Genomic DNA, 24,690 nt, shown 5'->3' with positions numbered 1-24,690 from the left:
TCTCTGAGACCGCGATGCCGCCAGGCGTCGCGGTTTGTTTTTCATCTCTCTTCATCAGGCTTGTCTGCATGGCATTCCTCACTTCATCTGATAAAGCACTCTGGCATCTCGCCTTACCCATGATTTTCTCCAATATCACCGTTCCGTTGCTGGGACTGGTCGATACGGCGGTAATTGGTCATCTTGATAGCCCGGTTTATTTGGGCGGCGTGGCGGTTGGTGCAACGGCGACCAGCTTTCTCTTTATGCTGTTGCTGTTTTTACGCATGAGCACCACCGGGCTGACTGCGCAGGCTTATGGTGCCAAAAATCCTCAGGCATTAGCCCGTGCGCTGGTGCAACCGTTGCTGTTGGCGTTGGGGGCTGGGGCGTTAATTGCGCTGCTGCGTACACCGATTATCGATCTGGCTCTGCATATTGTTGGCGGTAGTGAAGCAGTCCTGGAACAGGCGCGGCGCTTTCTTGAAATCCGCTGGTTAAGCGCACCGGCGTCGCTGGCGAATCTGGTATTACTCGGTTGGTTACTCGGCGTGCAATATGCCCGTGCGCCAGTAATTTTGTTAGTGGTCGGCAATATCCTCAACATTGTGCTGGATGTCTGGCTAGTGATGGGGCTGCATATGAACGTGCAGGGCGCGGCGCTGGCGACGGTTATTGCGGAATATGCAACATTGCTGATTGGTCTGCTAATGGTGCGTAAAATCCTCAAACTACGCGGAATTTCCGGCGAAATGCTGAAAACTGCCTGGCGAGGAAACTTCCGTCGCTTGCTGGCGCTTAACCGCGATATCATGCTGCGTTCGCTGTTGTTGCAACTCTGTTTCGGCGCGATCACCGTACTTGGTGCGCGACTGGGGAGTGACATTATCGCTGTTAACGCGGTTCTGATGACGCTACTCACCTTTACCGCCTATGCGCTTGATGGTTTTGCCTACGCGGTTGAAGCGCACTCCGGTCAGGCATACGGTGCGCGCGACGGTAGCCAGTTGCTGGATGTATGGCGGGCAGCGTGCCGCCAGTCGGGGATTGTAGCGTTACTGTTTTCGGTGGTTTATTTGCTGGCAGGGGAACACATCATTGCGTTGCTGACGTCGTTAACCCAGATTCAGCAGCTGGCTGACCGCTATCTTATCTGGCAGGTGATTTTGCCGTTGGTTGGCGTCTGGTGTTATCTGCTGGACGGCATGTTTATAGGCGCAACGCGTGCCGCCGAAATGCGTAACAGTATGGCGGTGGCCGCCGCAGGTTTTGCGCTGACGCTCCTTACGCTGCCGTGGCTGGGTAATCATGGTTTGTGGCTGGCATTAACCGTCTTTCTGGCGTTGCGCGGGCTTTCTCTGGCGGCTATCTGGCGGCGTCACTGGCGTAACGGTACCTGGTTTGCCGCAACGTGACGGTTAAAAATTCTGAATAAATTATCCTAAGCCAAATTGCTGACTACACTTAATCTCACGTTCAGAAGAAAAGTGAACGTACTCTCATTCACAACCTAACGATGAGGTCTTGATTATGAATAAAGATGAAGCCGGCGGTAACTGGAAACAGTTTAAAGGTAAAGTGAAAGAGCAATGGGGCAAACTGACCGATGATGATATGACGATCATTGAAGGTAAACGTGATCAACTGGTCGGTAAAATCCAGGAACGTTATGGTTATCAGAAAGATCAGGCAGAAAAAGAGGTCGTGGATTGGGAAACCCGCAATGAATATCGCTGGTAATTAATCCCTCCTGCCCGACGTGTACAAGGATGTACGCCCTCTTAACGCGGTTTCTTTTTCACCTGCACAGAGTGATCATGCTGGCACTGTTCAGGATGACGACACGCTTCCACTTCCACGCATGCCGCACAGAGCCCATGTGCTTCAATCACATTATGCCGCAGGGCAAACCCCATTTTTGCCGCCAGCGTATGCATGATGTCTTCCACGCCTTCTGCACATTCTTCTTTCACCGCGCCGCAGCGATCGCAAATAAACATAGCTGACGTATGGGTGGGCTGGTCGAACAGATGGCAGAGCACATAACTGTTGGTGGATTCCACCTTATGCACAAAACCTTGCTCAAGCAGAAAATCCAGCGCGCGATAAACCGTTGGCGGCTTGGCTTGCGGTTCAGCTTCGCGCAGCAAATCAAGCAGATCATAAGCGCTGATAGCGCCATCCTGCAGACTCATCAGGCGCAACACTTCCAGGCGCTGTGGGGTCAGGCGCACATTACGCTGCGCGCAGATTTTTTCAGCCTGCGCTAATAACTCCTGCGTTGTGGTCTTTTCCATCGGGCACCTCAAAGTGGGGGTTAAGAATGTCCTTACTTTACCATGTTCCAGGAAAAACACCGAGAACCCTTATTGTTGCCGTAATGTTGCTTTTCTGTTTTGTACGTAAGGTGTTGTGTTGCCTGGTCGTACCATTATCAACACGATAATAATTAATAATTCATTTTTAAATAAATTGCTTCAAGTTAACTCGCTATTTATTTAACTGGGGTTGTTCGCATACCTGTAGTTCAGAAAATTATGAGCGATTTTTGATAGTTACCAGATGGCAAAACACTTATAAGGAGGACACGGTACGACAAAAAAGGTAGATGAATCATGTTGAAGATAATACCCGGTGCAACTGGATACTTTAATAAAACACTCAATTCAAATCAATTCGATAATAAAGATGCAACCAAAGATAAATTAGATAATATAGATGCAACCAACGATAAATTAGATAATAGAGGTACAATCAAAGATAAATTAAATAATATATATGGTAAGTCTATTGATTATTCAGCGCTGCGTCATCGGGATATAATTATTGCAAAAATAGATTTGTTTATTCAAAGAATCACTCATAATTTATGGCATGCACGTAAAAAAATGTGTTTTTAATTGAGCAAATAACTAATCTCAAAGAGTGGGTTAATAAGTATATTGGAGATTGCACTGATGAGGAATTAAACGATCGTGAATTTATTGCATCAGTTGTTGATCGGGCTATTTTTCATTTTGCGATTAATAGTATATGTAATCCTGAGGATAATAAAGATGCAACGCCCATAGAACGATATACTTTTGATGTAGAAACCAAGAATGGCCTTCCCTCCACGGTTCAGCTTTTTTATGAGGAATCTAAAGATAATGAACCTTTAGCGAATATACATTTGCAAGCAATAGGTTCTGGTTTTTTAACGTTTGTTAATGCATGTCAGGAATATGATGACAACAGCTTAAAATTATTCGCTTCGCTGTTGATTTCACTTTCATACTCTAGTGCCTACACAGATTTAGCAGGAGCAGAAAAAGTGAATATTAATGATGATAATGAGAACTATCTGACAGCTCAGTTTGAAGAGTTATCTCAACGTGATATGAAGAAGTACCTGGGAGAGATGAAGCGTCTGGCAGATGGGGGAGAAATGAATTTTGATGGCTATCTGGATAAGATGTCACATCTGGTGAATGAAGGAAAGCTCGCCCCTGATATTTTAAGCAAAATGCGAGATGCTGCACCGAAATTAATTGACTTTGCTAAGTCGTTTGACCCAAACTCAAAGGAAAAGATTAAAATATATACAGACACTTCTAAATTAATTTATGATTTATTCGGGGTTAAATCGGAGAAATAATATGTGAAGTTCTTCGATGGTATGGAAGGCATTACATAAAAGAACCCAATGCTTATTGGGTTCTTTTTTTCTCTATCAGTGCTATTAGCAGGGAGAGATATCACCGGAGTTTAATGTGTGATTTTTATTTATCGTCGAACCTGGATTGTTTATCATTGGCCTTAACAAAGCTAACGGCTAATAAGATTATTTCCATCACTTCGTGAGAGCTTCATGCCTTGAGAGGATCTCAATTTTCTTTTGCAATGAGACAGGCGCTTCCTGTTGTTATGGTATAGTACCCCGTTATTGAGCCTCCTGAACAGTGATGCTGAATAACATAACCCCATGATATATCGATAAAATAATCTCTACATTTGAAAATGCACGGTAATTCTGAAATGCAAAAAATCAACCAAACCAGCGCAATGCCTGAAAAAACTGACGTTCACTGGAGTGGTCGGTTTAGCGTTGCACCAATGCTCGACTGGACGGACAGACATTGCCGCTATTTCTTGCGTCTGCTTTCCCGCAATACGTTGCTGTATACCGAAATGGTGACCACAGGGGCGATTATTCACGGTAAAGGTGATTACCTGGCGTACAGTGAAGAAGAACATCCGGTAGCGTTGCAACTCGGCGGTAGCGATCCGGCGGCGCTGGCACAGTGTGCGAAGCTGGCAGAAGCGCGTGGATATGATGAGATCAACCTGAATGTCGGCTGCCCGTCTGACCGGGTGCAGAACGGCATGTTTGGTGCGTGTCTGATGGGTAATGCGCAGCTGGTTGCCGACTGCGTGAAAGCGATGCGCGATGTGGTGTCGATTCCGGTGACGGTGAAAACGCGTATTGGCATCGACGACCAGGACAGCTATGAATTTCTCTGCGATTTCATCAACACCGTTTCCGGCAAAGGCGAGTGTGAGATGTTCATCATCCATGCACGTAAAGCCTGGCTTTCGGGGTTAAGTCCGAAAGAAAACCGTGAGATCCCGCCGCTCGATTATCCGCGTGTGTATCAACTGAAGCGTGACTTTCCGCATCTGACAATGTCGATTAACGGTGGTATCAAGTCGCTGGAAGAGGCCAAAGCACACCTGCAACATATGGATGGCGTGATGGTCGGGCGCGAGGCGTATCAGAATCCGGGTATTCTGGCGGCGGTAGACCGGGAGATCTTTGGTTCCTCGGATATCGATGCCGATCCGGTGGCGGTAGTGCGCGCCATGTATCCGTACATTGAGCGTGAACTCAGCCAGGGGACGTATCTCGGTCATATTACCCGGCATATGTTGGGCTTGTTCCAGGGTATTCCTGGCGCGCGGCAGTGGCGGCGTTATTTAAGTGAAAATGCCCATAAAGCGGGTGCAGACATTAATGTGCTGGAACACGCGCTCAAACTGGTGGCGGATAAGCGTTAACTTTTCACCAAAAAATAGTCAAATTCACCACGCCCTGCGCACCGTCGCGGGGCGTTTTGCTGTTAAATCAATAGATTATTTTTGGCATGATTCTTGTAATGCCAGCAAGAGATTTCATATTTGGGAGTGCATCATGCTGGAACTACTTTTTGTGATTGGCTTTTTTGTCATGCTGATGGTCACCGGCGTTTCGTTGCTGGGCATTATCGCCGCGCTGGTTGTGGCGACGGCCATTATGTTCCTCGGCGGTATGCTGGCATTGATGATTAAGTTGCTGCCGTGGTTACTACTGGCGATTGCGGTGGTGTGGGTTATTAAGGCGATTAAAGCACCAAAAGTGCCGAAATATCAGCGTTATGACCGCTGGCGTTACTAAGGGATTGTGCGGATGATCACAACCTAAGGTTTTATCCTTAGAACAAAATAGGAATTGATAATCAAATCTGTCACTATTGCGCCTCTAACAGATTCATCGTGCTGTACCCTACATACAGCCGAACTATAAAAAGAAAGGGCTTCCCAGGTGGAAGCCCTATTTCTTTTATGGAATCAACAGGCTGGAACCTTGCGTTGCCCGGCTTTCCAGAATTTCATGCGCACGCTGCGCATCCTTCAGCGGATATTTCTGCTGCTCGGCGACATCGACCTTAATCACACCGCTGGCAATCAAAGAGAACAGTTCATTACTGGCCTCGGTTAATTCCTCCCGCGTGGTGATATAGCCTTGCAGGGAAGGGCGTGTCACATACAACGAGCCTTTCTGATTGAGAATGCCTAAGTTCACACCGGTAACCGCACCTGATGAGTTGCCAAAACTCACCATTAAGCCGCGGCGTTGCAGGCAATCCAGCGACCGTTCCCAGGTGTCTCTGCCCACGGAATCGTACACCACGCGCACTTTCTTACCGCCGGTGATCTCTTTTAACCGCTCGACCAGATTCTCTTCACGATAGTTAATAACCTGCCACGCGCCCGCTTTTAGCGCGCTCTGCGCTTTTTGCGCGGTTCCTACGGTGCCGATAAGTTTCGCGCCCAGGGCTTTTGCCCACTGGCAGGCAATCAAGCCAACGCCGCCAGCTGCTGCGTGGAACAGGAACTGCTCATCGGGTTTAATTTCATAGGTTTTGCGCAGCAGATAATAAACCGTTAAGCCTTTCAGGAAGGATGCCGCAGCTTGCTCAAAAGAAATTGCCGCAGGCAGAATCGCCGCTTTATCCGCAATAATGTTATGCACAGAGCTGTAAGCGCCTAACGCCGACTGCGCATAGACTACACGATCGCCTGCCTTAATATGCTTTACACCACTGCCGACTTTACTCACGATGCCTGCTGCTTCGGTGCCTAATCCGCTGGGTAGCGATGGCGGCGGGTAAAGGCCGCTGCGGATATATGTGTCGATAAAATTGATGCCGATGGCTTTATTTTCGACCTGGATTTCATTCTCCGCCGGATCGGCAGGAGTGAACTCTACGGCTTGAAGTACTTCCGGGCCACCGTGCTTGTGAAATTCAATTCGTGTTGCCATGTGTCCTCCAGAACGTATCGTCAGGGTCTGCTTCATATGGTAAAGTTTCGACCCATTCTTTATCTCGGTAACTCCATTCACTATGGCAGGAAATAAACCCTTCAACAAACAGCAGGCTGAACCCCGCGAACGCGATCCACAAGTTGCCGGGCTGAAAGTGCCTCCGCACTCGATCGAAGCGGAGCAGTCGGTGTTGGGCGGTTTAATGCTAGATAACGAACGCTGGGATGATGTAGCCGAGCGTGTGGTAGCAGACGATTTTTACACCCGCCCACACCGTCATATCTTTACTGAAATGGCGCGTTTGCAGGAAAGCGGTAGCCCTATCGATCTAATTACTCTTGCGGAATCGCTGGAACGCCAGGGGCAACTCGATAGCGTCGGTGGTTTTGCTTATCTGGCAGAGCTGTCAAAAAATACGCCAAGTGCGGCGAACATCAGTGCTTATGCTGACATCGTGCGTGAACGTGCCGTTGTCCGTGAGATGATCTCGGTTGCGAATGAGATTGCTGAAGCCGGTTTTGATCCGCAGGGGCGTACCAGCGAAGATCTGCTGGACCTTGCTGAATCCCGCGTCTTTAAAATTGCCGAAAGTCGTGCAAACAAAGACGAAGGGCCGAAGAACATCGCCGATGTGCTCGACGCAACCGTGGCGCGTATTGAGCAGTTGTTTCAGCAGCCACACGATGGCGTTACTGGAGTAAACACCGGTTATGACGATCTCAACAAAAAAACCGCTGGCTTGCAGCCGTCGGATTTGATCATCGTCGCCGCGCGTCCGTCGATGGGTAAAACAACATTTGCGATGAACCTCGTCGAAAACGCGGCGATGTTGCAGGATAAACCAGTACTTATCTTCTCGCTGGAGATGCCTTCAGAACAGATTATGATGCGTTCTCTGGCGTCGCTGTCGCGCGTTGACCAGACTAAAATCCGTACCGGGCAGCTCGATGATGAAGACTGGGCGCGCATTTCCGGCACCATGGGTATTTTGCTCGAAAAACGCAATATCTATATCGATGACTCCTCCGGCCTGACGCCAACGGAAGTGCGTTCCCGCGCACGCCGTATTGCCCGTGAACACGGCGGCATCGGGCTTATCATGATCGACTACCTGCAACTGATGCGCGTACCGGCGCTTTCCGATAACCGTACGCTGGAAATTGCAGAAATCTCTCGCTCGCTGAAAGCACTGGCGAAAGAACTGAACGTGCCGGTGGTGGCGCTGTCCCAGTTGAACCGTTCTCTGGAACAACGTGCCGACAAACGCCCGGTCAACTCCGACCTGCGTGAATCTGGCTCTATCGAGCAGGATGCGGACTTGATCATGTTTATCTATCGTGATGAGGTGTATCACGAAAACAGTGATTTAAAAGGCATCGCGGAAATTATTATCGGTAAACAACGTAACGGCCCAATCGGGACGGTACGCCTGACCTTTAACGGTCAATGGTCGCGCTTCGACAACTATGCGGGGCCGCAGTACGACGACGAATAATAATTATTTTATGAATTAGGTAATTAAAGCAAACACTTATCAAGGAACACAAATGCAAGCGGCAACTGTTGTGATTAACCGCCGCGCTCTGCGACACAACCTGCAACGTCTTCGTGAACTGGCCCCTGCCAGTAAAATGGTTGCGGTGGTGAAAGCGAACGCTTATGGTCACGGTCTTCTTGAGACCGCGCGAACGCTCCCCGATGCTGACGCCTTTGGCGTAGCCCGTCTCGAAGAAGCTCTGCGACTGCGTGCGGGGGGAATCACCAAACCTGTACTGTTACTCGAAGGCTTTTTTGATGCCAGAGATCTGCCGACGATTTCTGCGCAACATTTTCATACCGCCGTGCATAACGAAGAACAGCTGGCTGCGCTGGAAGAGGCTAGCCTGGACGAGCCGGTTACCGTCTGGATGAAACTCGATACCGGTATGCACCGTCTGGGCGTAAGGCCGGAACAGGCTGAGGCGTTTTATCATCGCCTGACCCAGTGCAAAAACGTTCGTCAGCCGGTGAATATCGTCAGCCATTTTGCGCGCGCGGATGAACCAAAATGTGGCGCAACCGAGAAACAACTCGCTATCTTTAATACCTTTTGCGAAGGCAAACCTGGTCAACGTTCCATTGCCGCATCGGGTGGCATTCTGCTGTGGCCACAGTCGCATTTTGACTGGGTGCGCCCGGGCATCATTCTTTATGGCGTCTCGCCGCTGGAAGATCGCTCCACCGGTGCCGATTTTGGCTGTCAGCCAGTGATGTCACTAACCTCCAGCCTGATTGCCGTGCGTGAGCATAAAGCCGGAGAACCTGTTGGTTATGGTGGAACCTGGGTAAGCGAACGTGATACCCGTCTTGGCGTAGTCGCGATGGGCTATGGCGATGGTTATCCGCGCGCCGCGCCGTCCGGTACGCCAGTGCTGGTGAACGGTCGCGAAGTACCGATTGTCGGGCGCGTGGCGATGGATATGATCTGCGTAGACTTAGGTCCACAGGCGCAGGACAAAGCCGGGGATCCGGTCATTTTATGGGGCGAAGGTTTGCCCGTAGAACGTATCGCTGAAATGACGAAAGTAAGCGCTTACGAACTTATTACGCGCCTGACTTCAAGGGTCGCGATGAAATACGTGGATTAATCGTTCTGTAATATTTGATTGTCTGTGCCGGATGCGGCGTGAATGCCTTATCCGGCCAATAAAATCCTAAAAATTCAATAAGTTGATGTTCTTTCATGCTCTTATAAAGGTCGTGCCTCTGGCGGATGTACGTTTGTCATGAGTCTCACTCTGTTGCTAATTGCCGTTCGCTCCTGAACATCCACTCGATCTTCGCCTTCTTCCGGTTTATTGTGTTTTAACCACCTGCCCGTAAACCTGGAGAACCATCGCGTGTTTCAAAAAGTTGACGCCTACGCTGGCGACCCGATTCTTACGCTTATGGAGCGTTTTAAAGAAGACCCTCGCAGCGACAAAGTGAATTTAAGTATCGGTCTGTACTACAACGAAGACGGAATTATTCCACAACTGCAAGCCGTGGCGGAGGCGGAAGCGCGCCTGAATGCGCAGCCTCATGGCGCTTCGCTTTATTTACCGATGGAAGGGCTTAACAGCTATCGCCATGCCATTGCGCCGCTGCTGTTTGGTGCGGACCATCCGGTACTGAAACAACAGCGCGTAGCAACCATTCAAACCCTTGGCGGCTCCGGGGCATTGAAAGTGGGCGCGGATTTCCTGAAACGCTACTTCCCGGAATCAGGCGTCTGGGTCAGCGATCCTACCTGGGAAAACCACGTAGCAATATTCGCCGGGGCTGGATTCGAAGTGAGTACTTACCCCTGGTATGACGAAGCGACTAACGGCGTGCGCTTTAATGACCTGTTGGCGACGCTGAAAACATTACCTGCCCGCAGTATTGTGTTGCTGCATCCATGTTGCCACAACCCAACGGGTGCCGATCTCACTAATGATCAGTGGGATGCGGTGATTGAAATTCTCAAAGCCCGCGAGCTTATTCCATTCCTCGATATTGCCTATCAAGGATTTGGTGCCGGTATGGAAGAGGATGCCTACGCTATTCGCGCCATTGCCAGCGCTGGATTACCCGCTCTGGTGAGCAATTCGTTCTCGAAAATTTTCTCCCTTTACGGCGAGCGCGTCGGCGGACTTTCTGTTATGTGTGAAGATGCCGAAGCCGCTGGCCGCGTACTGGGGCAATTGAAAGCAACAGTTCGCCGCAACTACTCCAGCCCGCCGAATTTTGGTGCGCAGGTGGTGGCTGCAGTGCTGAATGACGAGGCATTGAAAGCCAGCTGGCTGGCGGAAGTAGAAGAGATGCGTACTCGCATTCTGGCAATGCGTCAGGAATTGGTGAAGGTATTAAGCACAGAGATGCCAGAACGCAATTTCGATTATCTGCTTAATCAGCGCGGCATGTTCAGTTATACCGGTTTAAGTGCCGCTCAGGTTGACCGACTACGTGAAGAATTTGGTGTCTATCTCATCGCCAGCGGTCGCATGTGTGTCGCCGGGTTAAATACGGCAAATGTACAACGTGTGGCAAAGGCGTTTGCTGCGGTGATGTAATGCAGGAAAGCAGGCTGGAGTTACCCAGCCTGCAGTGAAATTAAACTGTCGTCGCTTTCACTATTTCTTTGTAGATGATTTTTTTGATGCCGTTGTTCTACGTGAGAGATAATAAAACGTTGTCAGTTCTTTTATTGTTAAGTTTATCCCAATTATCTGGAATTCCTTTCCCTATTTTTTCGTGTGGAGTAATAATTTCTGCACATCTAACCATTATTAAATTTAATAATAAGTATCGGGTTTGTTACGATAGAATATTTCTATATCCTCAAGAATATGCTTTGCCTTATTACCTGTGACTTTCTGAGATTCAATTATAGTATCGTTAAATTCTAATGTTAAAGAGAGCTATTTTTTCCGCTTTGTGTAAGTTTAACCTTATATTGATTACCAATATCAAATAAAAAGGTCCTGTAATGAGAATAATCACCTTTAACCTCCTCGGCAAAACAGCAAAGCGTGCAAATATACATAAAGTCTTTCTTACCCCTGATTTTGTTAACTAAATCAATAAATGCGTGAAAAACTTTACTTGCAATAGAACTTGATACTTCTTCTCCAGGTCTACAAAAATCTTTTGCAATTTTTAACTGTGTTTCTATGTATAAAAAGAAATCTTTAGCATAAGAAAAATCTTTGGCATAAGAGGTATCTTTATTATTTAGTGCATCTAGCTCAACAGGTAAAGATGTCGTTTTGTTGCTATTCACATATGATATATTCATATCATCATCTCCATCGGGAGTAATAAAATTAGTCACCATTGTAGGATAGGGTTCTGGTCAATCAGGAATCATCTTTATAAACTTCGATTGTTTTTGTAATGCTGTATCATTAAGTTCATTAAATCGTACAGCAGATAAATGTTCTTTCAAATTTCGCTCATTTGCAGAGGATTCATCATAATAAACGTAAAATTAATGTATCCTTACATCGAGTAATAAACATTTTTTATACAAAAAAAGACAGGAACGTATTTACTGGGTTAAATATAATCATCCTGCTTTTCATCACAAAAACCGCAGATAATCCTTCCTTTCCCCGGCAGCTGGCGTTATGGTCAGATGGTTTTTGCAACAAATCTCACAATAAAAAGTTTCAACATACTGACTATTTAGGGAAAAATATGCGCAAGATCACACAGGCAATCAGTGCCGTTTGCTTATTGTTCGCTCTAAACAGTTCCGCTGTTGCCCTGGCCTCATCTCCTTCACCGCTTAACCCTGGGACTAACGTTGCCAGGCTTGCTGAACAGGCACCAATTCATTGGGTTTCGGTCGCACAAATTGAAAATAGCCTCGCAGGGCGTCCGCCAATGGCGGTGGGGTTTGATATCGATGACACGGTACTTTTTTCCAGCCCGGGCTTCTGGCGCGGCAAAAAAACCTTCTCACCAGAAAGCGAAGATTATCTGAAAAATCCTGTGTTCTGGGAAAAAATGAACAATGGCTGGGATGAATTCAGCATTCCAAAAGAGGTCGCTCGCCAGCTGATTGATATGCATGTACGCCGCGGTGACGCGATCTTCTTTGTGACTGGTCGTAGCCCGACGAAAACAGAAACGGTTTCAAAAACGCTGGCGGATAATTTTCATATTCCTGCCACCAACATGAATCCAGTAATCTTTGCGGGCGATAAACCAGGGCAAAATACAAAATCGCAATGGCTGCAGGATAAAAATATCCGAATTTTTTATGGCGATTCCGATAACGATATTACCGCCGCACGCGATATCGGCGCTCGTGGTATCCGCATTCTGCGCGCCTCCAACTCTACCTACAAACCCTTGCCATAAGCGGGTGCGTTTGGTGAAGAGGTGATCGTCAATTCAGAATACTGACAGAGCGGGAGAGCGTGATGCTCTCCCGAATGCTGTTTTTTTAATCACACCTTTATCCTTTCGCTGTCTTGCTGCAAACTGATTAAGAGAGTTTTATCAAGGAGCAGCACATGTGGTATCAAAAGACGCTCACGCTTAGCGCCAAATCTCGTGGGTTTCATCTGGTAACGGATGAAATTCTGAATCAGCTGGCTGATATGCCGCGCGTTAACATCGGCTTACTGCATCTGTTGCTGCAACATACCTCCGCCTCTCTGACACTTAATGAGAACTGCGATCCCACCGTACGCCACGACATGGAGCGTTTTTTCCTCCGCACCGTTCCCGACAACGGAAATTATGAGCATGACTATGAGGGAGCAGACGATATGCCTTCTCATATCAAATCCTCAATGCTGGGAACATCGCTTGTATTGCCGGTACATAAAGGGCGTATTCAGACCGGCACCTGGCAAGGCATCTGGCTGGGGGAACATCGCATCCACGGCGGATCGCGTCGCATCATCGCGACACTACAAGGGGAGTAAAAAATGACCATTTCGGAGTTGCTACAATATTGCATGGCAAAACCAGGCGCAGAACAGAGCGTGCATAACGACTGGAAAGCGACGCAGATCAAAGTGGAAGATGTACTGTTTGCGATGGTGAAAGAAGTAGAAAATCGCCCAGCTGTTTCGCTGAAAACCAGCCCGGAGCTGGCGGAGCTGCTACGTCAGCAGCACAGCGATGTGCGTCCAAGCCGCCATCTGAATAAAGCGCACTGGAGCACCGTGTATCTCGACGGTTCGCTGCCAGATTCGCAAATCTATTATCTGGTGGATGCGTCTTATCAGCAGGCGGTGAATTTGCTGCCGGAAGAAAAACGTAAATTGCTGGTGCAACTCTGAAAGGAAAAGGCCGCTCAGAAAGCGGCCTTAACGATTACAGCATCGGCTTGAGGAAGCGCGCCGTATGCGAAGCTTCGCACTCCGCGACGGTTTCTGGCGTACCGGAGACGAGGATCTCGCCGCCGCCACTGCCGCCTTCCGGTCCCAGGTCGACAATCCAGTCAGCGGTTTTAATCACGTCGAGATTGTGCTCAATTACCACAATGGTATTGCCCTGATCGCGCAGTTTATGCAGCACGTCGAGCAGTTGCTGAATATCGGCGAAGTGCAAACCGGTGGTCGGCTCGTCGAGAATATACAGTGTCTGCCCGGTGCCGCGTTTTGACAGCTCACGCGCCAGCTTCACGCGCTGGGCTTCACCACCAGAAAGGGTGGTTGCGGACTGCCCCAGGCGAATGTACGTCAGGCCAACGTCCATCAACGTTTGCAGCTTACGCGCCAGTGCAGGTACGGCATCAAAGAACTCACGCGCCTCTTCGATGGTCATATCCAGCACTTCGTGGATGGTTTTGCCTTTGTACTTAATTTCCAGCGTTTCACGGTTATAGCGTTTACCTTTACACTGGTCGCACGGTACGTAAATGTCCGGCAGGAAGTGCATCTCCACTTTGATCACACCGTCGCCCTGACAGGCTTCGCAGCGTCCGCCACGGACGTTAAAGCTGAAACGTCCTGGCGTATAACCACGCGCACGGGATTCCGGTACGCCCGCAAAAAGTTCGCGCACAGGTGTAAACACGCCGGTATAGGTCGCCGGGTTAGAACGCGGAGTACGACCAATTGGGCTTTGGTCGATATCGATCACTTTGTCGAAATGCTCCAGCCCCTGAATATCGCGATACGGTGCCGGTTCGGCGATGGTCGCACCATTCAACTGGCGTTGGGCAATAGGGAACAGCGTGTCGTTAATCAGCGTCGATTTACCGGAACCTGAAACCCCGGTGATGCAGGTAAACAGACCCACCGGCAGCGTCAGCGTCACGTCCTTCAGGTTGTTGCCGCGTGCGCCTGTCAGCTTCAGCACTTTTTCCGGATTCGCCGGAACGCGTTTCTTCGGCACTTCAATCTTGCGTTTGCCGCTCATGTACTGCCCGGTCAACGACTCCGGCACCGCCATAATCGCTTCCAGCGGACCTTCTGCGACCACTTCACCGCCGTGAACACCTGCGCCCGGGCCAATGTCGATCACATGGTCAGCGGCGCGAATTGCGTCTTCGTCGTGCTCCACCACAATCACGGTATTACCGAGATCGCGCAGATGGATAAGCGTACCCAACAGGCGCTCGTTATCACGCTGGTGCAGGCCGATAGACGGCTCGTCCAGCACGTACATAACGCCAACCAGGCCCGCACCAATCTGGCTCGCCAGACGGATACGCTGTGCTTCACCGCCAGAAAGCGTTTCTGCCGAGCGGGAAAGCGTCAGGTAATTCAGGCCGACGTTAACGAGGAATTTCAGACGATCGCCGATCTCTTTAAGGATTTTTTCTGCAATCTTCGCCCGCTGACCTGCGAGTTTGAGATTGTTGAAGAATTCCATCGCATGACCAATGCTCATGTCGGAGATAGCAGGCAGCGGCGTATTCTCGACATACACGTGGCGCGCTTCCCGACGCAGACGCGTCCCTTCGCAGCTGGCGCACGGACGATTACTGATAAACTTGGCTAATTCTTCGCGTACCGCGCTGGATTCCGTCTCTTTATAGCGGCGCTCCATATTATGCAGCACGCCTTCGAACGGATGACGACGAATGGAGGTATCGCCACGATCGTTCATGTATTTGAATTCAATGTTTTCTTTGCCAGAACCGTACAACACCACTTTATGCACGTTCGCGCTCAGGCTGCCCCACGGCGCTTCGACGTCGAACTTATAGTGATCTGCCAGCGATTTCAGCATCTGGAAATAATAGAAGTTGCGGCGATCCCAGCCACGGATCGCACCACCAGCCAGCGACAGTTCCGGATTCTGGATCACTCGATCAGGATCGAAATATTGCTGTACGCCAAGGCCGTCGCAGGTCGGGCAGGCCCCCGCCGGGTTGTTAAACGAAAACAGTCGCGGCTCCAGTTCACGCATACTGTAGCCGCAAATTGGGCAGGCGAAGTTGGCGGAGAACAGCAGCTCTTCCGCTTTCGGGTCGTCCATATCCGCCACTACCGCGGTACCACCGGAAAGCTCCAGCGCGGTTTCAAATGACTCGGCAAGACGTTGGGTAAGATCGTCACGCACCTTGAAGCGATCAACCACCACTTCAATGGTATGTTTCTTTTGCAGTTCCAGTTTTGGCGGATCGGAAAGATCGCAGACTTCGCCATCAATACGAGCACGGATGTAGCCCTGGCTTGCCAGGTTCTCCAGCGTTTTGGTGTGTTCGCCTTTGCGCTCTTTAATGATTGGCGCGAGTAGCATCAGACGCTTGCCTTCCGGCTGCGACAGCACGTTATCCACCATCTGGCTGACGGTTTGCGCCGCCAGCGGGACGTCGTGGTCCGGACAGCGCGGCTCGCCAACGCGGGCGAACAACAAACGCAAATAGTCGTGGATTTCGGTGATTGTCCCCACCGTAGAACGCGGGTTATGAGACGTCGATTTCTGCTCAATTGAGATGGCAGGAGAAAGCCCCTCAATATGATCGACGTCCGGCTTTTCCATCAGTGACAGAAACTGCCGCGCGTAGGCGGAAAGGGATTCAACGTAACGGCGCTGCCCTTCGGCATATAAGGTGTCGAAAGCGAGCGAGGATTTGCCAGAACCCGAAAGCCCGGTCACGACAATGAGCTTGTCGCGGGGGATAACGAGGTTGATGTTTTTGAGATTATGGGTGCGGGCGCCCCGAACTTCGATCTTATCCATTCACCTTTCCCGGATTAAACGCTTTTTTGCCCGGTGGCATGGTGCTACCGGCGATCACAAACGGTTAATTATGACACAAATTGACCTGAATGAATATACAGTATTGGAATGCATTACCCGGAGTGTTGTGTAACAATGTCTGGCCAGGTTTGTTTCCCGGAACCGAGGTCACAACATAGTAAAAGCGCTATTGGTAATGGTACAATCGCGCGTTTACACTTATTCAGAACGATTTTTTTTCAGGAGACACGAACATGGCCAGCAGAGGCGTAAACAAGGTTATTCTCGTTGGTAATCTGGGTCAGGACCCGGAAGTACGCTACATGCCAAATGGTGGCGCAGTTGCCAACATTACGCTGGCTACTTCCGAATCCTGGCGTGATAAAGCGACCGGCGAGATGAAAGAGCAGACTGAATGGCACCGCGTTGTGCTGTTCGGCAAACTGGCAGAAGTGGCCAGCGAATATCTGCGTAAAGGTTCTCAGGTTTATATCGAAGGTCAGCTGCGTACCCGTAAATGGACCGATCAATCCGGTCAGGATCGCTACACCACAGAAGTCGTGGTGAACGTTGGCGGCACCATGCAGATGCTGGGTGGTCGTCAGGGTGGTGGCGCTCCGGCAGGTGGTAATATCGGTGGTGGTCAGCCGCAGGGCGGTTGGGGTCAGCCTCAGCAGCCGCAGGGTGGCAATCAGTTCAGCGGCGGCGCGCAGTCTCGCCCGCAGCAGTCCGCTCCGGCAGCGCCGTCTAACGAGCCGCCGATGGACTTTGATGATGACATTCCGTTCTGATTTGTCATTAAAACAATAGGTTATATTGTTTTAAGGTGGATGATTAAAGCATCTGCCAGCCATAAAAAAGAAGCCTCCGTTATGGAGGCTTCTACGTATCAGGTCAAAATCATTGGCCATTGTGGCGGTGTCTGATTCATCTCTTCTATCATCACCGACTCGATGTTGTGCCAGATAGCGGTGATGTCCGCCATTGTGATGCCAAGCAACCCCATTGCGAACCAACAGGCGGAAACAACGCCCAGACCGCTGCTGATCACCGCAAGCCCGACATAATCAGACCGACGAAAACGGATGTTGAGTGTGCTGGCCAGAAACATCATTACGGCACTAAGAAGTTGCCAGCGAAGAAGAACCACGCCAGTGGTGAGGGTAGCCATCAAACAATTCCTCTGAAAAGAGCCGATGCCCTGGACAGCGCGGCGTTGTTCACGGGAGGCGTGGTACACTCTGGCTATCGCGGGGCTTGCAGAACACAAAAATGAAACACTCTGTTTGTTTCATTAATTTTGTGAACTATATCACAATTGATTGTTTGTTAGCCATATTAGGCCGTGACTTTTATTGCTGTACAGATTATGTGGTTTTTCAGTGGCATTAAGGGCATATCTTCCCGCCGCCTCTGCATTCCTGTAGGAAATTAATTTTGAATATCAATGAATTATTTTCATCCAGGTGACGATTAGAAAGGTATCAATTTCAAATCAGGCAAAAGTGCTATTTATACCGTAAGATTTATCTAAAGACGTCGGTACCCAGGGTTTTCACCTTGCAATGGCCGGGTATAAACAGGCAGGAAATTGATAGCAATGAGTCATCGTGCACGACACCAATTACTGGCGTTGCCGGGCATTATCTTTTTAGTTCTCTTTCCCATCATTCTTTCGCTATGGATTGCCTTCCTTTGGGCAAAATCAGAAGTGAATAATCAGCTCCGAACCTTTGCTCAACTGGCACTGGATAAATCCGAGCTGGTCATTCGCCAGGCAGATTTAGTGAGCGATGCAGCTGAACGCTATCAGGGGCAAGTTTGCACTCCAGCCCATCAAAAGCGAATGTTGAATATTATTCGTGGCTATCTTTATATTAATGAATTGATCTATGCCCGTGATAACCATTTTTTATGCTCATCGCTGATAGCGCCTGTAAACGGCTATACGATTGCACCGGCCGATTATAAGCGTGAACCTAACGTTTCTATCTATTATTACCGCGATACGCCTTTTTTCTCTGGCTATAAAATGACCTATATGCAGCGGGGAAATTATGTGGCGGTTATCAACCCTCTCTTCTGGAGTGAAGTGATGTCTGATGACCCGACATTGCAATGGGGTGTGTATGATACGGTGACGAAAACCTTTTTCTCGTTAAGCAAAGAGGCCTCGGCAGCAACGTTTTCTCCGCTGATTCATTTGAAGGATTTAACCGTACAAAGAAATGGCTATTTATATGCGACAGTTTATTCGACAAAACGCCCAATTGCAGCCATTGTTGCGACTTCATATCAACGTCTTATAACCCATTTTTATAATCATCTTATTTTTGCGTTGCCCGCCGGTATTTTGGGGAGTCTTGTTCTGCTATTACTCTGGCTACGTATTCGACAAAACTATTTATCTCCCAAACGTAAATTGCAACGCGCCCTCGAAAAACATCAACTTTGTCTTTATTACCAGCCAATAATCGATATCAAAACAGAAAAATGTATCGGCGCTGAAGCGTTGTTACGTTGGCCTGGTGAGCAGGGGCAAATAATGAATCCGGCAGAGTTTATTCCGCTGGCAGAAAAGGAGGGGATGATAGAACAGATAACTGATTATGTTATTGATAATGTCTTCCGCGATCTGGGCGATTACCTGGCAACACATGCAGATCGCTATGTTTCTATTAACCTGTCGGCCTCCGATTTTCATACGTCACGGTTGATAGCGCGAATCAATCAGAAAACAGAGCAATACGCGGTGCGTCCGCAGCAAATTAAATTTGAAGTGACTGAGCATGCATTTCTTGATGTTGACAAAATGACGCCGATTATTCTGGCTTTCCGCCAGGCAGGTTACGAAGTGGCAATTGATGATTTTGGTATTGGCTACTCTAACTTGCATAACCTTAAATCATTGAATGTCGATATTTTGAAAATCGACAAATCGTTTGTTGAAACGCTGACCACCCACAAAACCAGTCATTTGATTGCGGAACACATCATCGAGCTGGCGCACAGCCTGGGGTTAAAAACGATCGCTGAAGGCGTCGAAACTGAGGAGCAGGTTAACTGGCTGCGCAAACGCGGCGTGCGCTATTGCCAGGGATGGTTCTTTGCGAAGGCGATGCCGCCGCAGGTGTTTATGCAATGGATGGAGCAATTACCCGCGCGGGAGTTAACGCGCGGGCAATAAAATTACAGGCGGTGGCGATAATCGCTGGGAGTGCGATCAAACTGCCGACGGAAAACGCGGGAGAAGGTCTGCTGCGAGACATAACCCAGGTCCATTGCGATATCAAAAATCGGACGCTCGGTGGTGCGCAACTCAACGGCGGCCAGTAACAGGCGGCGTTGGCGAATGTAATCGCCAAGCGTCTGATGCGTCACCGTGCGGAACATTCGTTGCAAGTACCACTTTGAATAGCCTGATTTTTTTGCGACTACATCAATGTTAAGCGGCTGGTCAATATGCTCGTCAATCCATGCGATAAGATCCTGAATAATTTTCTGATGGGACATAAATCTGCCTCTTTTCAGTGTTCAGTTCGTTAATTCATCTGTTGGGGAGTATAATTCCTCAAGTTAACTTGAGGTAAAGCGATTTATGGAAAAGAAATTACCCCGCATTAAAGCGCTGCTAACCCCCGGCGAAGTGGCGAAACGCAGCGGTGTGGCGGTATCGGCGCTGCATTTCTATGAAAGTAAAGGGTTGATTACCAGTATCCGTAACAGCGGCAATCAGCGGCGATATAAACGTGATGTGTTGCGATATGTTGCAATTATCAAAATTGCTCAGCGTATTGGCATTCCGCTGGCGACCATTGGTGAAGCGTTTGGCGTGTTGCCCGAAGGGCATACGTTAAGTGCGAAAGAGTGGAAACAGCTTTCGTCCCAATGGCGAGAAGAGTTGGATCGGCGCATTCATACCTTAGTGGCGCTGCGTGACGAACTGGACGGATGTATTGGTTGTGGCTGCCTTTCGCGCAGTGATTGCCCGTTGCGTAACCCGGGCGACCGCTTAGGAGAAGAAGGTACCGGCGCACGCTTGCTGGAAGATGAACAAAACTAAAGCGCCACAAGGGCGCTTTAGTTTGTTTTCCGGTCTTTGTCTTTCTCTCTATCCCGCTGGTACACAGGAGGGTTTCCCCCGACGTCAACACACCTCATTCGAGCACGTGGTGGAGGTTCCGGTTGGTGTTGATGCTTTAATTGTATGTCACCGACGTTTCTTCGCCAGTGTAAAAGTATACTTTTTAACCGCAATATTTTTGTCATCTCAGACGATTTTTTATCGCAATCCTGAACGGTATACGGCTCGATAACGCTGCAATCTTGCGCACCGACGATAACGTTTGCGCATCAATTGCCTGGTTTTTCATCGTCAAGACAATAAAAGAGAAAAAAGCAGCAAACTTCGGTTGAAAAAGCCGCTATGATCGCCGGATAATCGTTTGCTTTTTTTACCACCCGTTTTGTATGCGCGGAGCTAAACGTTTGCTTTTTTGCGACGCAGCAAATTGTCGCAAACCTGGAGCAGGAAGATAACGTTTCGCTGGCAGGGGATTGTCCGCCACGCATCTTGACGAAAATTAAACTCTCAGGGGATGTTTTCTTATGTCTACGCCATCAGCGCGTACCGGCGGTTCACTCGACGCCTGGTTTAAAATTTCACAACGTGGAAGCACTGTCCGTCAGGAAGTGGTTGCCGGGTTAACAACGTTTCTGGCGATGGTCTACTCGGTCATCGTCGTTCCAGGTATGTTGGGTAAAGCAGGCTTCCCGCCTGCGGCAGTTTTCGTTGCAACCTGTCTGGTTGCCGGACTCGGTTCTATCGTGATGGGTCTGTGGGCTAATCTGCCGTTGGCGATTGGTTGCGCCATCTCCCTGACGGCATTTACCGCATTCAGCCTGGTGCTGGGGCAACATATTAGCGTACCTGTCGCGCTGGGTGCCGTGTTCCTGATGGGTGTGCTGTTTACGGTAATTTCTGCCACGGGTATCCGTAGCTGGATTTTGCGCAACTTGCCGCACGGTGTGGCGCACGGCACGGGGATTGGTATCGGTCTGTTCCTGCTGCTCATTGCCGCTAACGGTGTCGGTCTGGTGATTAAAAACCCGCTTGATGGTCTGCCCGTTGCGCTGGGTGATTTCGCGACCTTCCCGGTGATTATGTCACTGGTAGGTCTGGCGGTGATCATCGGCCTGGAAAAACTGAAAGTCCCTGGTGGCATTCTGCTGACCATTATCGGTATCTCAATTGTCGGTTTGATCTTCGATCCTAACGTCCATTTCTCCGGCGTTTTCGCCATGCCTTCATTGAGCGATGAAAACGGCAACTCACTGATTGGCAGCCTGGACATTATGGGCGCGCTGAATCCTGTAGTCCTGCCAAGCGTTCTGGCGCTGGTAATGACGGCAGTATTTGATGCCACCGGAACTATCCGTGCCGTCGCCGGCCAGGCGAACCTGCTGGATAAAGATGGGCAAATTATCGACGGTGGGAAAGCACTGACCACTGACTCCATGAGCAGCGTTTTCTCTGGCCTGGTGGGTGCAGCTCCGGCAGCGGTATACATCGAGTCTGCGGCGGGTACGGCGGCGGGCGGTAAAACCGGTTTGACGGCTATCACCGTTGGCGTGCTGTTCCTGCTGATTCTGTTCCTCTCTCCGCTCTCTTACCTCGTTCCGGGGTATGCAACGGCTCCGGCGCTGATGTACGTTGGCCTGCTGATGCTGAGCAACGTGGCGAAAATCGACTTTGCTGATTTTGTTGATGCGATGGCGGGTCTGGTTACGGCGGTATTCATCGTGCTGACCTGTAACATCGTAACAGGCATCATGATCGGCTTCGCGACTCTGGTGATTGGGCGTCTGGTTTCCGGCGAATGGCGCAAGTTGAACATCGGTACGGTCGTTATCGCCGTGGCGCTGGTGACCTTCTATGCGGGTGGCTGGGCTATCTAATCTTTCATCGGATTCTGAAAACGGGTGGCAATGGCTGCCCGTTTTTATTTTCTCCGCACATTGTGTGAGCTTTTGCGATATTCTGAAAAAATGAGAATTCAGGCATAACGCTTTTCTCAGGTCATAAAAAAACATCGCAAACAGGGAACGCATGGAAATCTTCTTCACCATACTGATAATGACCCTCGTGGTCTCGCTGTCCGGGGTGGTCACTCGTGTCATGCCCTTTCAGATCCCGCTTCCGCTTATGCAAATCGCCATCGGTGCGCTACTGGCGTGGCCGACGTTTGGTTTGCATGTGGAGTTTGATCCTGAACTCTTTTTAGTCTTGTTTATCCCGCCGTTGCTGTTCGCTGATGGCTGGAAAACGCCGACCCGTGAATTTCTTGAACATGGTCGAGAGATTTTCGGCCTCGCACTGGCGCTGGTGGTGGTCACCGTGGTCGGCATTGGCTTCCTTATTTACTGGGTGGTGCCGGGCATTCCGCTGATCCCCGCCTTTGCGCTGGCGGCGGTGCTTTCTCCGACCGATGCTGTGGCGCTCTCCGGGATTGTTGGCGAAGGGCGCATCCCGAAAAAAATCATGGGCATTTTGCAGGGCGAAGCGTTGATGAATGACGCCTCCGGCCTGGTGTCGTTGAAGTTTGCCGTGGCAGTGGCGATGGGGACGATGATCTTCACCGTTGGCGGTGCAACGGTCGAATTTATGAAAGTAGCCATTGGCGGTATTCTCGCTGGTTTTGTGGTGAGCTGGCTGTATGGTCGCTCGCTGCGATTCCTCAGCCGCTGGGGCGGTGATGAACCCGCGACGCAGATCGTTCTGCTGTTCTTGCTGCCATTCGCTTCTTATCTGATTGCCGAACATATTGGCGTTTCGGGCATCCTCGCTGCGGTTGCCGCCGGGATGACCATCACCCGCTCCGGTGTGATGCGCCGTGCGCCGCTGGCAATGCGCCTGCGTGCAAACAGCACTTGGGCGATGCTGGAATTTGTCTTTAACGGCATGGTGTTCCTGCTGTTAGGTCTGCAGCTGCCGGGTATTCTGGAGACGTCGCTGATGGCGGCAGAAATCGACCCTAACGTCGAAATCTGGATGCTGTTTACCGATATTATTCTGATATATGCGGCGCTGATGCTGGTCCGTTTCGGCTGGCTGTGGACGATGAAAAAGTTCAGCAACCGCTTCCTGAAGAAGAAGCCGATGGAGTTTGGTTCGTGGACCACACGAGAAATCCTGATCGCGTCTTTCGCCGGGGTGCGTGGGGCGATCACTCTGGCCGGTGTGCTCTCTATCCCGCTGCTCTTGCCGGATGGTAACGTCTTCCCGGCGCGCTATGAGCTGGTGTTCCTGGCGGCTGGCGTCATTCTCTTCTCGCTGTTTGTCGGCGTGGTGATGTTGCCTATTCTGCTACAACACATTGAAGTCGCGGACCATTCGCAACAATTGAAAGAGGAACGTATTGCGCGAGCGGCAACGGCAGAAGTGGCGATTGTGGCGATCCAGAAAATGGAGGAGCGTCTGGCGGCGGATACCGAAGAGAATATCGATAACCAGCTGCTTACGGAGGTCAGTTCTCGCGTCATTGGTAACCTGCGTCGTCGCGCCGATGGACGTAACGACGTTGAAAGTTCCGTGCAGGAAGAGAACCTTGAGCGTCGCTTCCGTCTGGCGGCATTGCGTTCTGAACGTGCTGAACTTTACCACCTGCGCGCCACGCGGGAGATCAGCAACGAAACGCTGCAAAAATTACTGCACGATCTCGATTTGCTTGAAGCGTTGCTAATTGAGGAAAATCAGTAAGCCGAAAGCGACGTAACCAGGCCCGAGGTAATCTGAAAAAGGTGCAATCTTTTGCACCTTTAACAGGTTAGCTCGGGCTAACATTCATGATTCTAAAACAAATAAGTTATCTCTCTTGTAAAGTCAATTCATTGGCTGTTCTTCGACTTAACCTCAATCTGCGTGTTGCATAATATCTGCAGTAATCTTCATAGCGACTGCATTAATATTATCCTCAGTTTGTGACATGCCAGTATGAGAGGTACAATCTTCTTCAAAGAATTTCTGTAGTGTTACCAGGGTATCACTATTAATGGAGATATTTTCCTCACCACGGAGAATGGTAATACCCATTCCCTGGACGCTAGCCTCATCGAAATTAACACGATAGAGACGGATATTAAACATCCAGACTTTTGTTAAAACAGAACAGTTGAAATGGCAATTGCTTAAATTGGCATTATTAAAATTAACATTAGCCATATTAGAGTCGGTACATATAACCATTTCGAGGAATGTATTTGTTAGCCACGTACAAAAGAGTTTGCTATCAATTAAGTTTATATTCTGGAGGATTGCTTTGTTCAGATTGACGCGAGACAGATCAGCATGTTCAAAGTTAATTAAATCGAGTTTAGAGAAACTAAGGTCGGCTTTAAATAAATTAACATATGGCGCTGGTAATGACTCCAACTTATTGATAGTGTTTTATGTTCAGATAATGCCCGATGACTTTGTCATGCAGCTCCAC

At 49.5% G+C, this 24,690-nt stretch carries 22 protein-coding genes and 2 pseudogenes; 16 read left to right on the top strand and 8 right to left on the bottom strand.

Annotation, left to right across the window (positions count from 1 at the left end):
* The first annotated feature begins 68 nt into the window (after nt 1-68).
* Nucleotides 69-1,394: an MATE family efflux transporter DinF gene (gene dinF, locus RTW80_RS16835; RefSeq protein ID WP_001301116.1), complete on the top strand. Its 1,326-nt coding sequence runs from the start codon at nt 69-71 to the stop codon at nt 1,392-1,394.
* A gap of 115 nt (nt 1,395-1,509) precedes the next feature.
* A complete protein-coding gene (locus tag RTW80_RS16830; RefSeq protein WP_001030593.1) occupies nt 1,510-1,719 on the top strand; it encodes a CsbD family protein in 210 nt (69 codons plus the stop codon).
* 41 nt (nt 1,720-1,760) lie between these two features.
* Here the strand turns inward: RTW80_RS16830 and zur are convergent, their stop codons facing one another.
* Nucleotides 1,761-2,276: a zinc uptake transcriptional repressor Zur gene (gene zur, locus RTW80_RS16825; RefSeq protein ID WP_001295691.1), complete on the bottom strand. Its 516-nt coding sequence runs from the start codon at nt 2,274-2,276 to the stop codon at nt 1,761-1,763.
* Between the two features lie 318 nt (nt 2,277-2,594).
* On the opposite strand from zur, the pseudogene RTW80_RS16815 reads away from it, so the two are divergent.
* The 3 genes and pseudogenes from RTW80_RS16815 to pspG all read left to right on the top strand — a co-directional run bounded on the left by RTW80_RS16815 (nt 2,595) and on the right by pspG (nt 5,392).
* Nucleotides 2,595-3,616: pseudogene (locus RTW80_RS16815) on the top strand (DUF2713 family protein).
* 362 nt (nt 3,617-3,978) lie between these two features.
* Nucleotides 3,979-5,016: a tRNA dihydrouridine(20/20a) synthase DusA gene (gene dusA / locus RTW80_RS16810; protein WP_001329186.1), complete on the top strand. Its 1,038-nt coding sequence runs from the start codon at nt 3,979-3,981 to the stop codon at nt 5,014-5,016.
* Nucleotides 5,017-5,149: 133 nt separating this feature from the next.
* Nucleotides 5,150-5,392: an envelope stress response protein PspG gene (pspG, locus tag RTW80_RS16805; RefSeq protein ID WP_000891404.1), complete on the top strand. Its 243-nt coding sequence runs from the start codon at nt 5,150-5,152 to the stop codon at nt 5,390-5,392.
* A 165-nt stretch (nt 5,393-5,557) separates the two neighbouring features.
* On the opposite strand, the gene RTW80_RS16800 is transcribed toward pspG, so the two are convergent.
* Entirely contained in the window at nt 5,558-6,541 is a 984-nt protein-coding gene (locus RTW80_RS16800; protein WP_000235509.1) for a quinone oxidoreductase, read from the bottom strand.
* Between the two features lie 82 nt (nt 6,542-6,623).
* Here RTW80_RS16800 and dnaB point away from each other — a divergent pair, with 82 nt between their 5' ends.
* The 3 genes from dnaB (at nt 6,624) to tyrB (ending at nt 10,617) form a co-directional block, all read left to right on the top strand.
* Nucleotides 6,624-8,039: a replicative DNA helicase gene (gene dnaB / locus RTW80_RS16795; RefSeq protein WP_000918363.1), complete on the top strand. Its 1,416-nt coding sequence runs from the start codon at nt 6,624-6,626 to the stop codon at nt 8,037-8,039.
* A gap of 52 nt (nt 8,040-8,091) precedes the next feature.
* The gene (alr, locus tag RTW80_RS16790; RefSeq protein WP_001147328.1) at nt 8,092-9,171 is read left to right on the top strand and encodes an alanine racemase; all 1,080 of its coding nucleotides are present in this window, start codon (nt 8,092-8,094) and stop codon (nt 9,169-9,171) included.
* 252 nt (nt 9,172-9,423) lie between these two features.
* Nucleotides 9,424-10,617 (top strand): aromatic amino acid transaminase, encoded by a 1,194-nt coding sequence (gene tyrB / locus RTW80_RS16785; RefSeq protein WP_000486988.1) that lies wholly within the window; start codon nt 9,424-9,426, stop codon nt 10,615-10,617.
* Between the two features lie 338 nt (nt 10,618-10,955).
* Here the strand turns inward: tyrB and RTW80_RS16780 are convergent, their stop codons facing one another.
* Nucleotides 10,956-11,342, bottom strand: a complete 387-nt coding sequence (locus tag RTW80_RS16780) for a hypothetical protein (protein WP_001339137.1) — start codon at nt 11,340-11,342, stop codon at nt 10,956-10,958.
* A 401-nt stretch (nt 11,343-11,743) separates the two neighbouring features.
* Here RTW80_RS16780 and aphA point away from each other — a divergent pair, with 401 nt between their 5' ends.
* The 3 genes from aphA (at nt 11,744) to RTW80_RS16765 (ending at nt 13,344) form a co-directional block, all read left to right on the top strand.
* A complete protein-coding gene (gene aphA, locus RTW80_RS16775) occupies nt 11,744-12,412 on the top strand; it encodes an acid phosphatase AphA (RefSeq protein ID WP_044073394.1) in 669 nt (222 codons plus the stop codon).
* Nucleotides 12,413-12,567: 155 nt separating this feature from the next.
* Nucleotides 12,568-12,984 carry a secondary thiamine-phosphate synthase enzyme YjbQ gene (locus RTW80_RS16770; RefSeq protein WP_000270375.1) on the top strand — a complete coding sequence of 139 codons (417 nt, stop codon included), beginning with the start codon at nt 12,568-12,570 and terminating at the stop codon, nt 12,982-12,984.
* A gap of 3 nt (nt 12,985-12,987) precedes the next feature.
* Nucleotides 12,988-13,344 (top strand): MmcQ/YjbR family DNA-binding protein, encoded by a 357-nt coding sequence (locus RTW80_RS16765; protein ID WP_000155657.1) that lies wholly within the window; start codon nt 12,988-12,990, stop codon nt 13,342-13,344.
* 34 nt (nt 13,345-13,378) lie between these two features.
* Here the strand turns inward: RTW80_RS16765 and uvrA are convergent, their stop codons facing one another.
* Complete coding sequence (uvrA, locus tag RTW80_RS16760) at nt 13,379-16,201, bottom strand: excinuclease ABC subunit UvrA (protein WP_000357740.1); 2,823 nt, start codon at nt 16,199-16,201, stop codon at nt 13,379-13,381.
* Between the two features lie 254 nt (nt 16,202-16,455).
* On the opposite strand from uvrA, the gene ssb1 reads away from it, so the two are divergent.
* Nucleotides 16,456-16,992: a single-stranded DNA-binding protein SSB1 gene (gene ssb1, locus RTW80_RS16755; RefSeq protein ID WP_000168305.1), complete on the top strand. Its 537-nt coding sequence runs from the start codon at nt 16,456-16,458 to the stop codon at nt 16,990-16,992.
* 98 nt (nt 16,993-17,090) lie between these two features.
* Here the strand turns inward: ssb1 and RTW80_RS16750 are convergent, their stop codons facing one another.
* Complete coding sequence (locus RTW80_RS16750) at nt 17,091-17,372, bottom strand: YjcB family protein (RefSeq protein ID WP_001295689.1); 282 nt, start codon at nt 17,370-17,372, stop codon at nt 17,091-17,093.
* Nucleotides 17,373-17,801: 429 nt separating this feature from the next.
* Between RTW80_RS16750 and pdeC the strand changes: the two genes are divergently transcribed.
* A complete protein-coding gene (gene pdeC / locus RTW80_RS16745; RefSeq protein ID WP_000019548.1) occupies nt 17,802-19,388 on the top strand; it encodes a c-di-GMP phosphodiesterase PdeC in 1,587 nt (528 codons plus the stop codon).
* 2 nt (nt 19,389-19,390) lie between these two features.
* Here pdeC and soxS read toward each other — a convergent pair whose 3' ends face one another.
* Nucleotides 19,391-19,714, bottom strand: coding sequence for a superoxide response transcriptional regulator SoxS (soxS, locus tag RTW80_RS16740; RefSeq protein WP_000019358.1), 324 nt, complete (start codon nt 19,712-19,714; stop codon nt 19,391-19,393).
* An 85-nt stretch (nt 19,715-19,799) separates the two neighbouring features.
* Between soxS and soxR the strand changes: the two genes are divergently transcribed.
* The 3 genes from soxR to RTW80_RS16725 all read left to right on the top strand — a co-directional run bounded on the left by soxR (nt 19,800) and on the right by RTW80_RS16725 (nt 23,960).
* Nucleotides 19,800-20,264 carry a redox-sensitive transcriptional activator SoxR gene (gene soxR, locus RTW80_RS16735; RefSeq protein ID WP_000412428.1) on the top strand — a complete coding sequence of 155 codons (465 nt, stop codon included), beginning with the start codon at nt 19,800-19,802 and terminating at the stop codon, nt 20,262-20,264.
* Between the two features lie 545 nt (nt 20,265-20,809).
* Entirely contained in the window at nt 20,810-22,159 is a 1,350-nt protein-coding gene (ghxP, locus tag RTW80_RS16730) for a guanine/hypoxanthine transporter GhxP (RefSeq protein WP_000106882.1), read from the top strand.
* 151 nt (nt 22,160-22,310) lie between these two features.
* Nucleotides 22,311-23,960 (top strand): Na+/H+ antiporter, encoded by a 1,650-nt coding sequence (locus RTW80_RS16725; RefSeq protein ID WP_000402207.1) that lies wholly within the window; start codon nt 22,311-22,313, stop codon nt 23,958-23,960.
* A 153-nt stretch (nt 23,961-24,113) separates the two neighbouring features.
* Here the strand turns inward: RTW80_RS16725 and RTW80_RS16720 are convergent.
* Together RTW80_RS16720 and RTW80_RS31420 are read right to left on the bottom strand one after the other, a co-directional pair.
* Nucleotides 24,114-24,617, bottom strand: a pseudogene (locus tag RTW80_RS16720) (pentapeptide repeat-containing protein); the annotation flags it as partial.
* A 16-nt stretch (nt 24,618-24,633) separates the two neighbouring features.
* Nucleotides 24,634-24,690, bottom strand: a complete 57-nt coding sequence (locus tag RTW80_RS31420) for an IS1 family transposase (RefSeq protein ID WP_003032489.1) — start codon at nt 24,688-24,690, stop codon at nt 24,634-24,636.

It is taken from the genome of Escherichia sp. AM3, from assembly GCF_032029835.1.
Lineage (GTDB): Bacteria > Pseudomonadota > Gammaproteobacteria > Enterobacterales > Enterobacteriaceae > Escherichia > Escherichia coli.
The sequence above is the reverse complement of the archived record's forward strand: the minus strand, read 5'-3'. Positions and strand labels throughout refer to the sequence as shown.

Bases quoted from the DNA above. Each gene is read 5' to 3' on its own strand.
- dinF (WP_001301116.1), top strand. From the start codon at position 69: ATGGCATTCCTCACTTCATCTGATAAAGCACTCTGGCATCTCGCCTTA.
- RTW80_RS16830 (WP_001030593.1), top strand. From the start codon at position 1,510: ATGAATAAAGATGAAGCCGGCGGTAACTGGAAACAGTTTAAAGGTAAA.
- zur (WP_001295691.1), bottom strand. From the start codon at position 2,276: ATGGAAAAGACCACAACGCAGGAGTTATTAGCGCAGGCTGAAAAAATC.
- dusA (WP_001329186.1), top strand. From the start codon at position 3,979: ATGCACGGTAATTCTGAAATGCAAAAAATCAACCAAACCAGCGCAATG.
- pspG (WP_000891404.1), top strand. From the start codon at position 5,150: ATGCTGGAACTACTTTTTGTGATTGGCTTTTTTGTCATGCTGATGGTC.
- RTW80_RS16800 (WP_000235509.1), bottom strand. From the start codon at position 6,541: ATGGCAACACGAATTGAATTTCACAAGCACGGTGGCCCGGAAGTACTT.
- dnaB (WP_000918363.1), top strand. From the start codon at position 6,624: ATGGCAGGAAATAAACCCTTCAACAAACAGCAGGCTGAACCCCGCGAA.
- alr (WP_001147328.1), top strand. From the start codon at position 8,092: ATGCAAGCGGCAACTGTTGTGATTAACCGCCGCGCTCTGCGACACAAC.
- RTW80_RS16780 (WP_001339137.1), bottom strand. From the start codon at position 11,342: ATGAATATATCATATGTGAATAGCAACAAAACGACATCTTTACCTGTT.
- aphA (WP_044073394.1), top strand. From the start codon at position 11,744: ATGCGCAAGATCACACAGGCAATCAGTGCCGTTTGCTTATTGTTCGCT.
- RTW80_RS16770 (WP_000270375.1), top strand. From the start codon at position 12,568: ATGTGGTATCAAAAGACGCTCACGCTTAGCGCCAAATCTCGTGGGTTT.
- RTW80_RS16765 (WP_000155657.1), top strand. From the start codon at position 12,988: ATGACCATTTCGGAGTTGCTACAATATTGCATGGCAAAACCAGGCGCA.
- uvrA (WP_000357740.1), bottom strand. From the start codon at position 16,201: ATGGATAAGATCGAAGTTCGGGGCGCCCGCACCCATAATCTCAAAAAC.
- ssb1 (WP_000168305.1), top strand. From the start codon at position 16,456: ATGGCCAGCAGAGGCGTAAACAAGGTTATTCTCGTTGGTAATCTGGGT.
- RTW80_RS16750 (WP_001295689.1), bottom strand. From the start codon at position 17,372: ATGGCTACCCTCACCACTGGCGTGGTTCTTCTTCGCTGGCAACTTCTT.
- pdeC (WP_000019548.1), top strand. From the start codon at position 17,802: ATGAGTCATCGTGCACGACACCAATTACTGGCGTTGCCGGGCATTATC.
- soxS (WP_000019358.1), bottom strand. From the start codon at position 19,714: ATGTCCCATCAGAAAATTATTCAGGATCTTATCGCATGGATTGACGAG.
- soxR (WP_000412428.1), top strand. From the start codon at position 19,800: ATGGAAAAGAAATTACCCCGCATTAAAGCGCTGCTAACCCCCGGCGAA.
- ghxP (WP_000106882.1), top strand. From the start codon at position 20,810: ATGTCTACGCCATCAGCGCGTACCGGCGGTTCACTCGACGCCTGGTTT.
- RTW80_RS16725 (WP_000402207.1), top strand. From the start codon at position 22,311: ATGGAAATCTTCTTCACCATACTGATAATGACCCTCGTGGTCTCGCTG.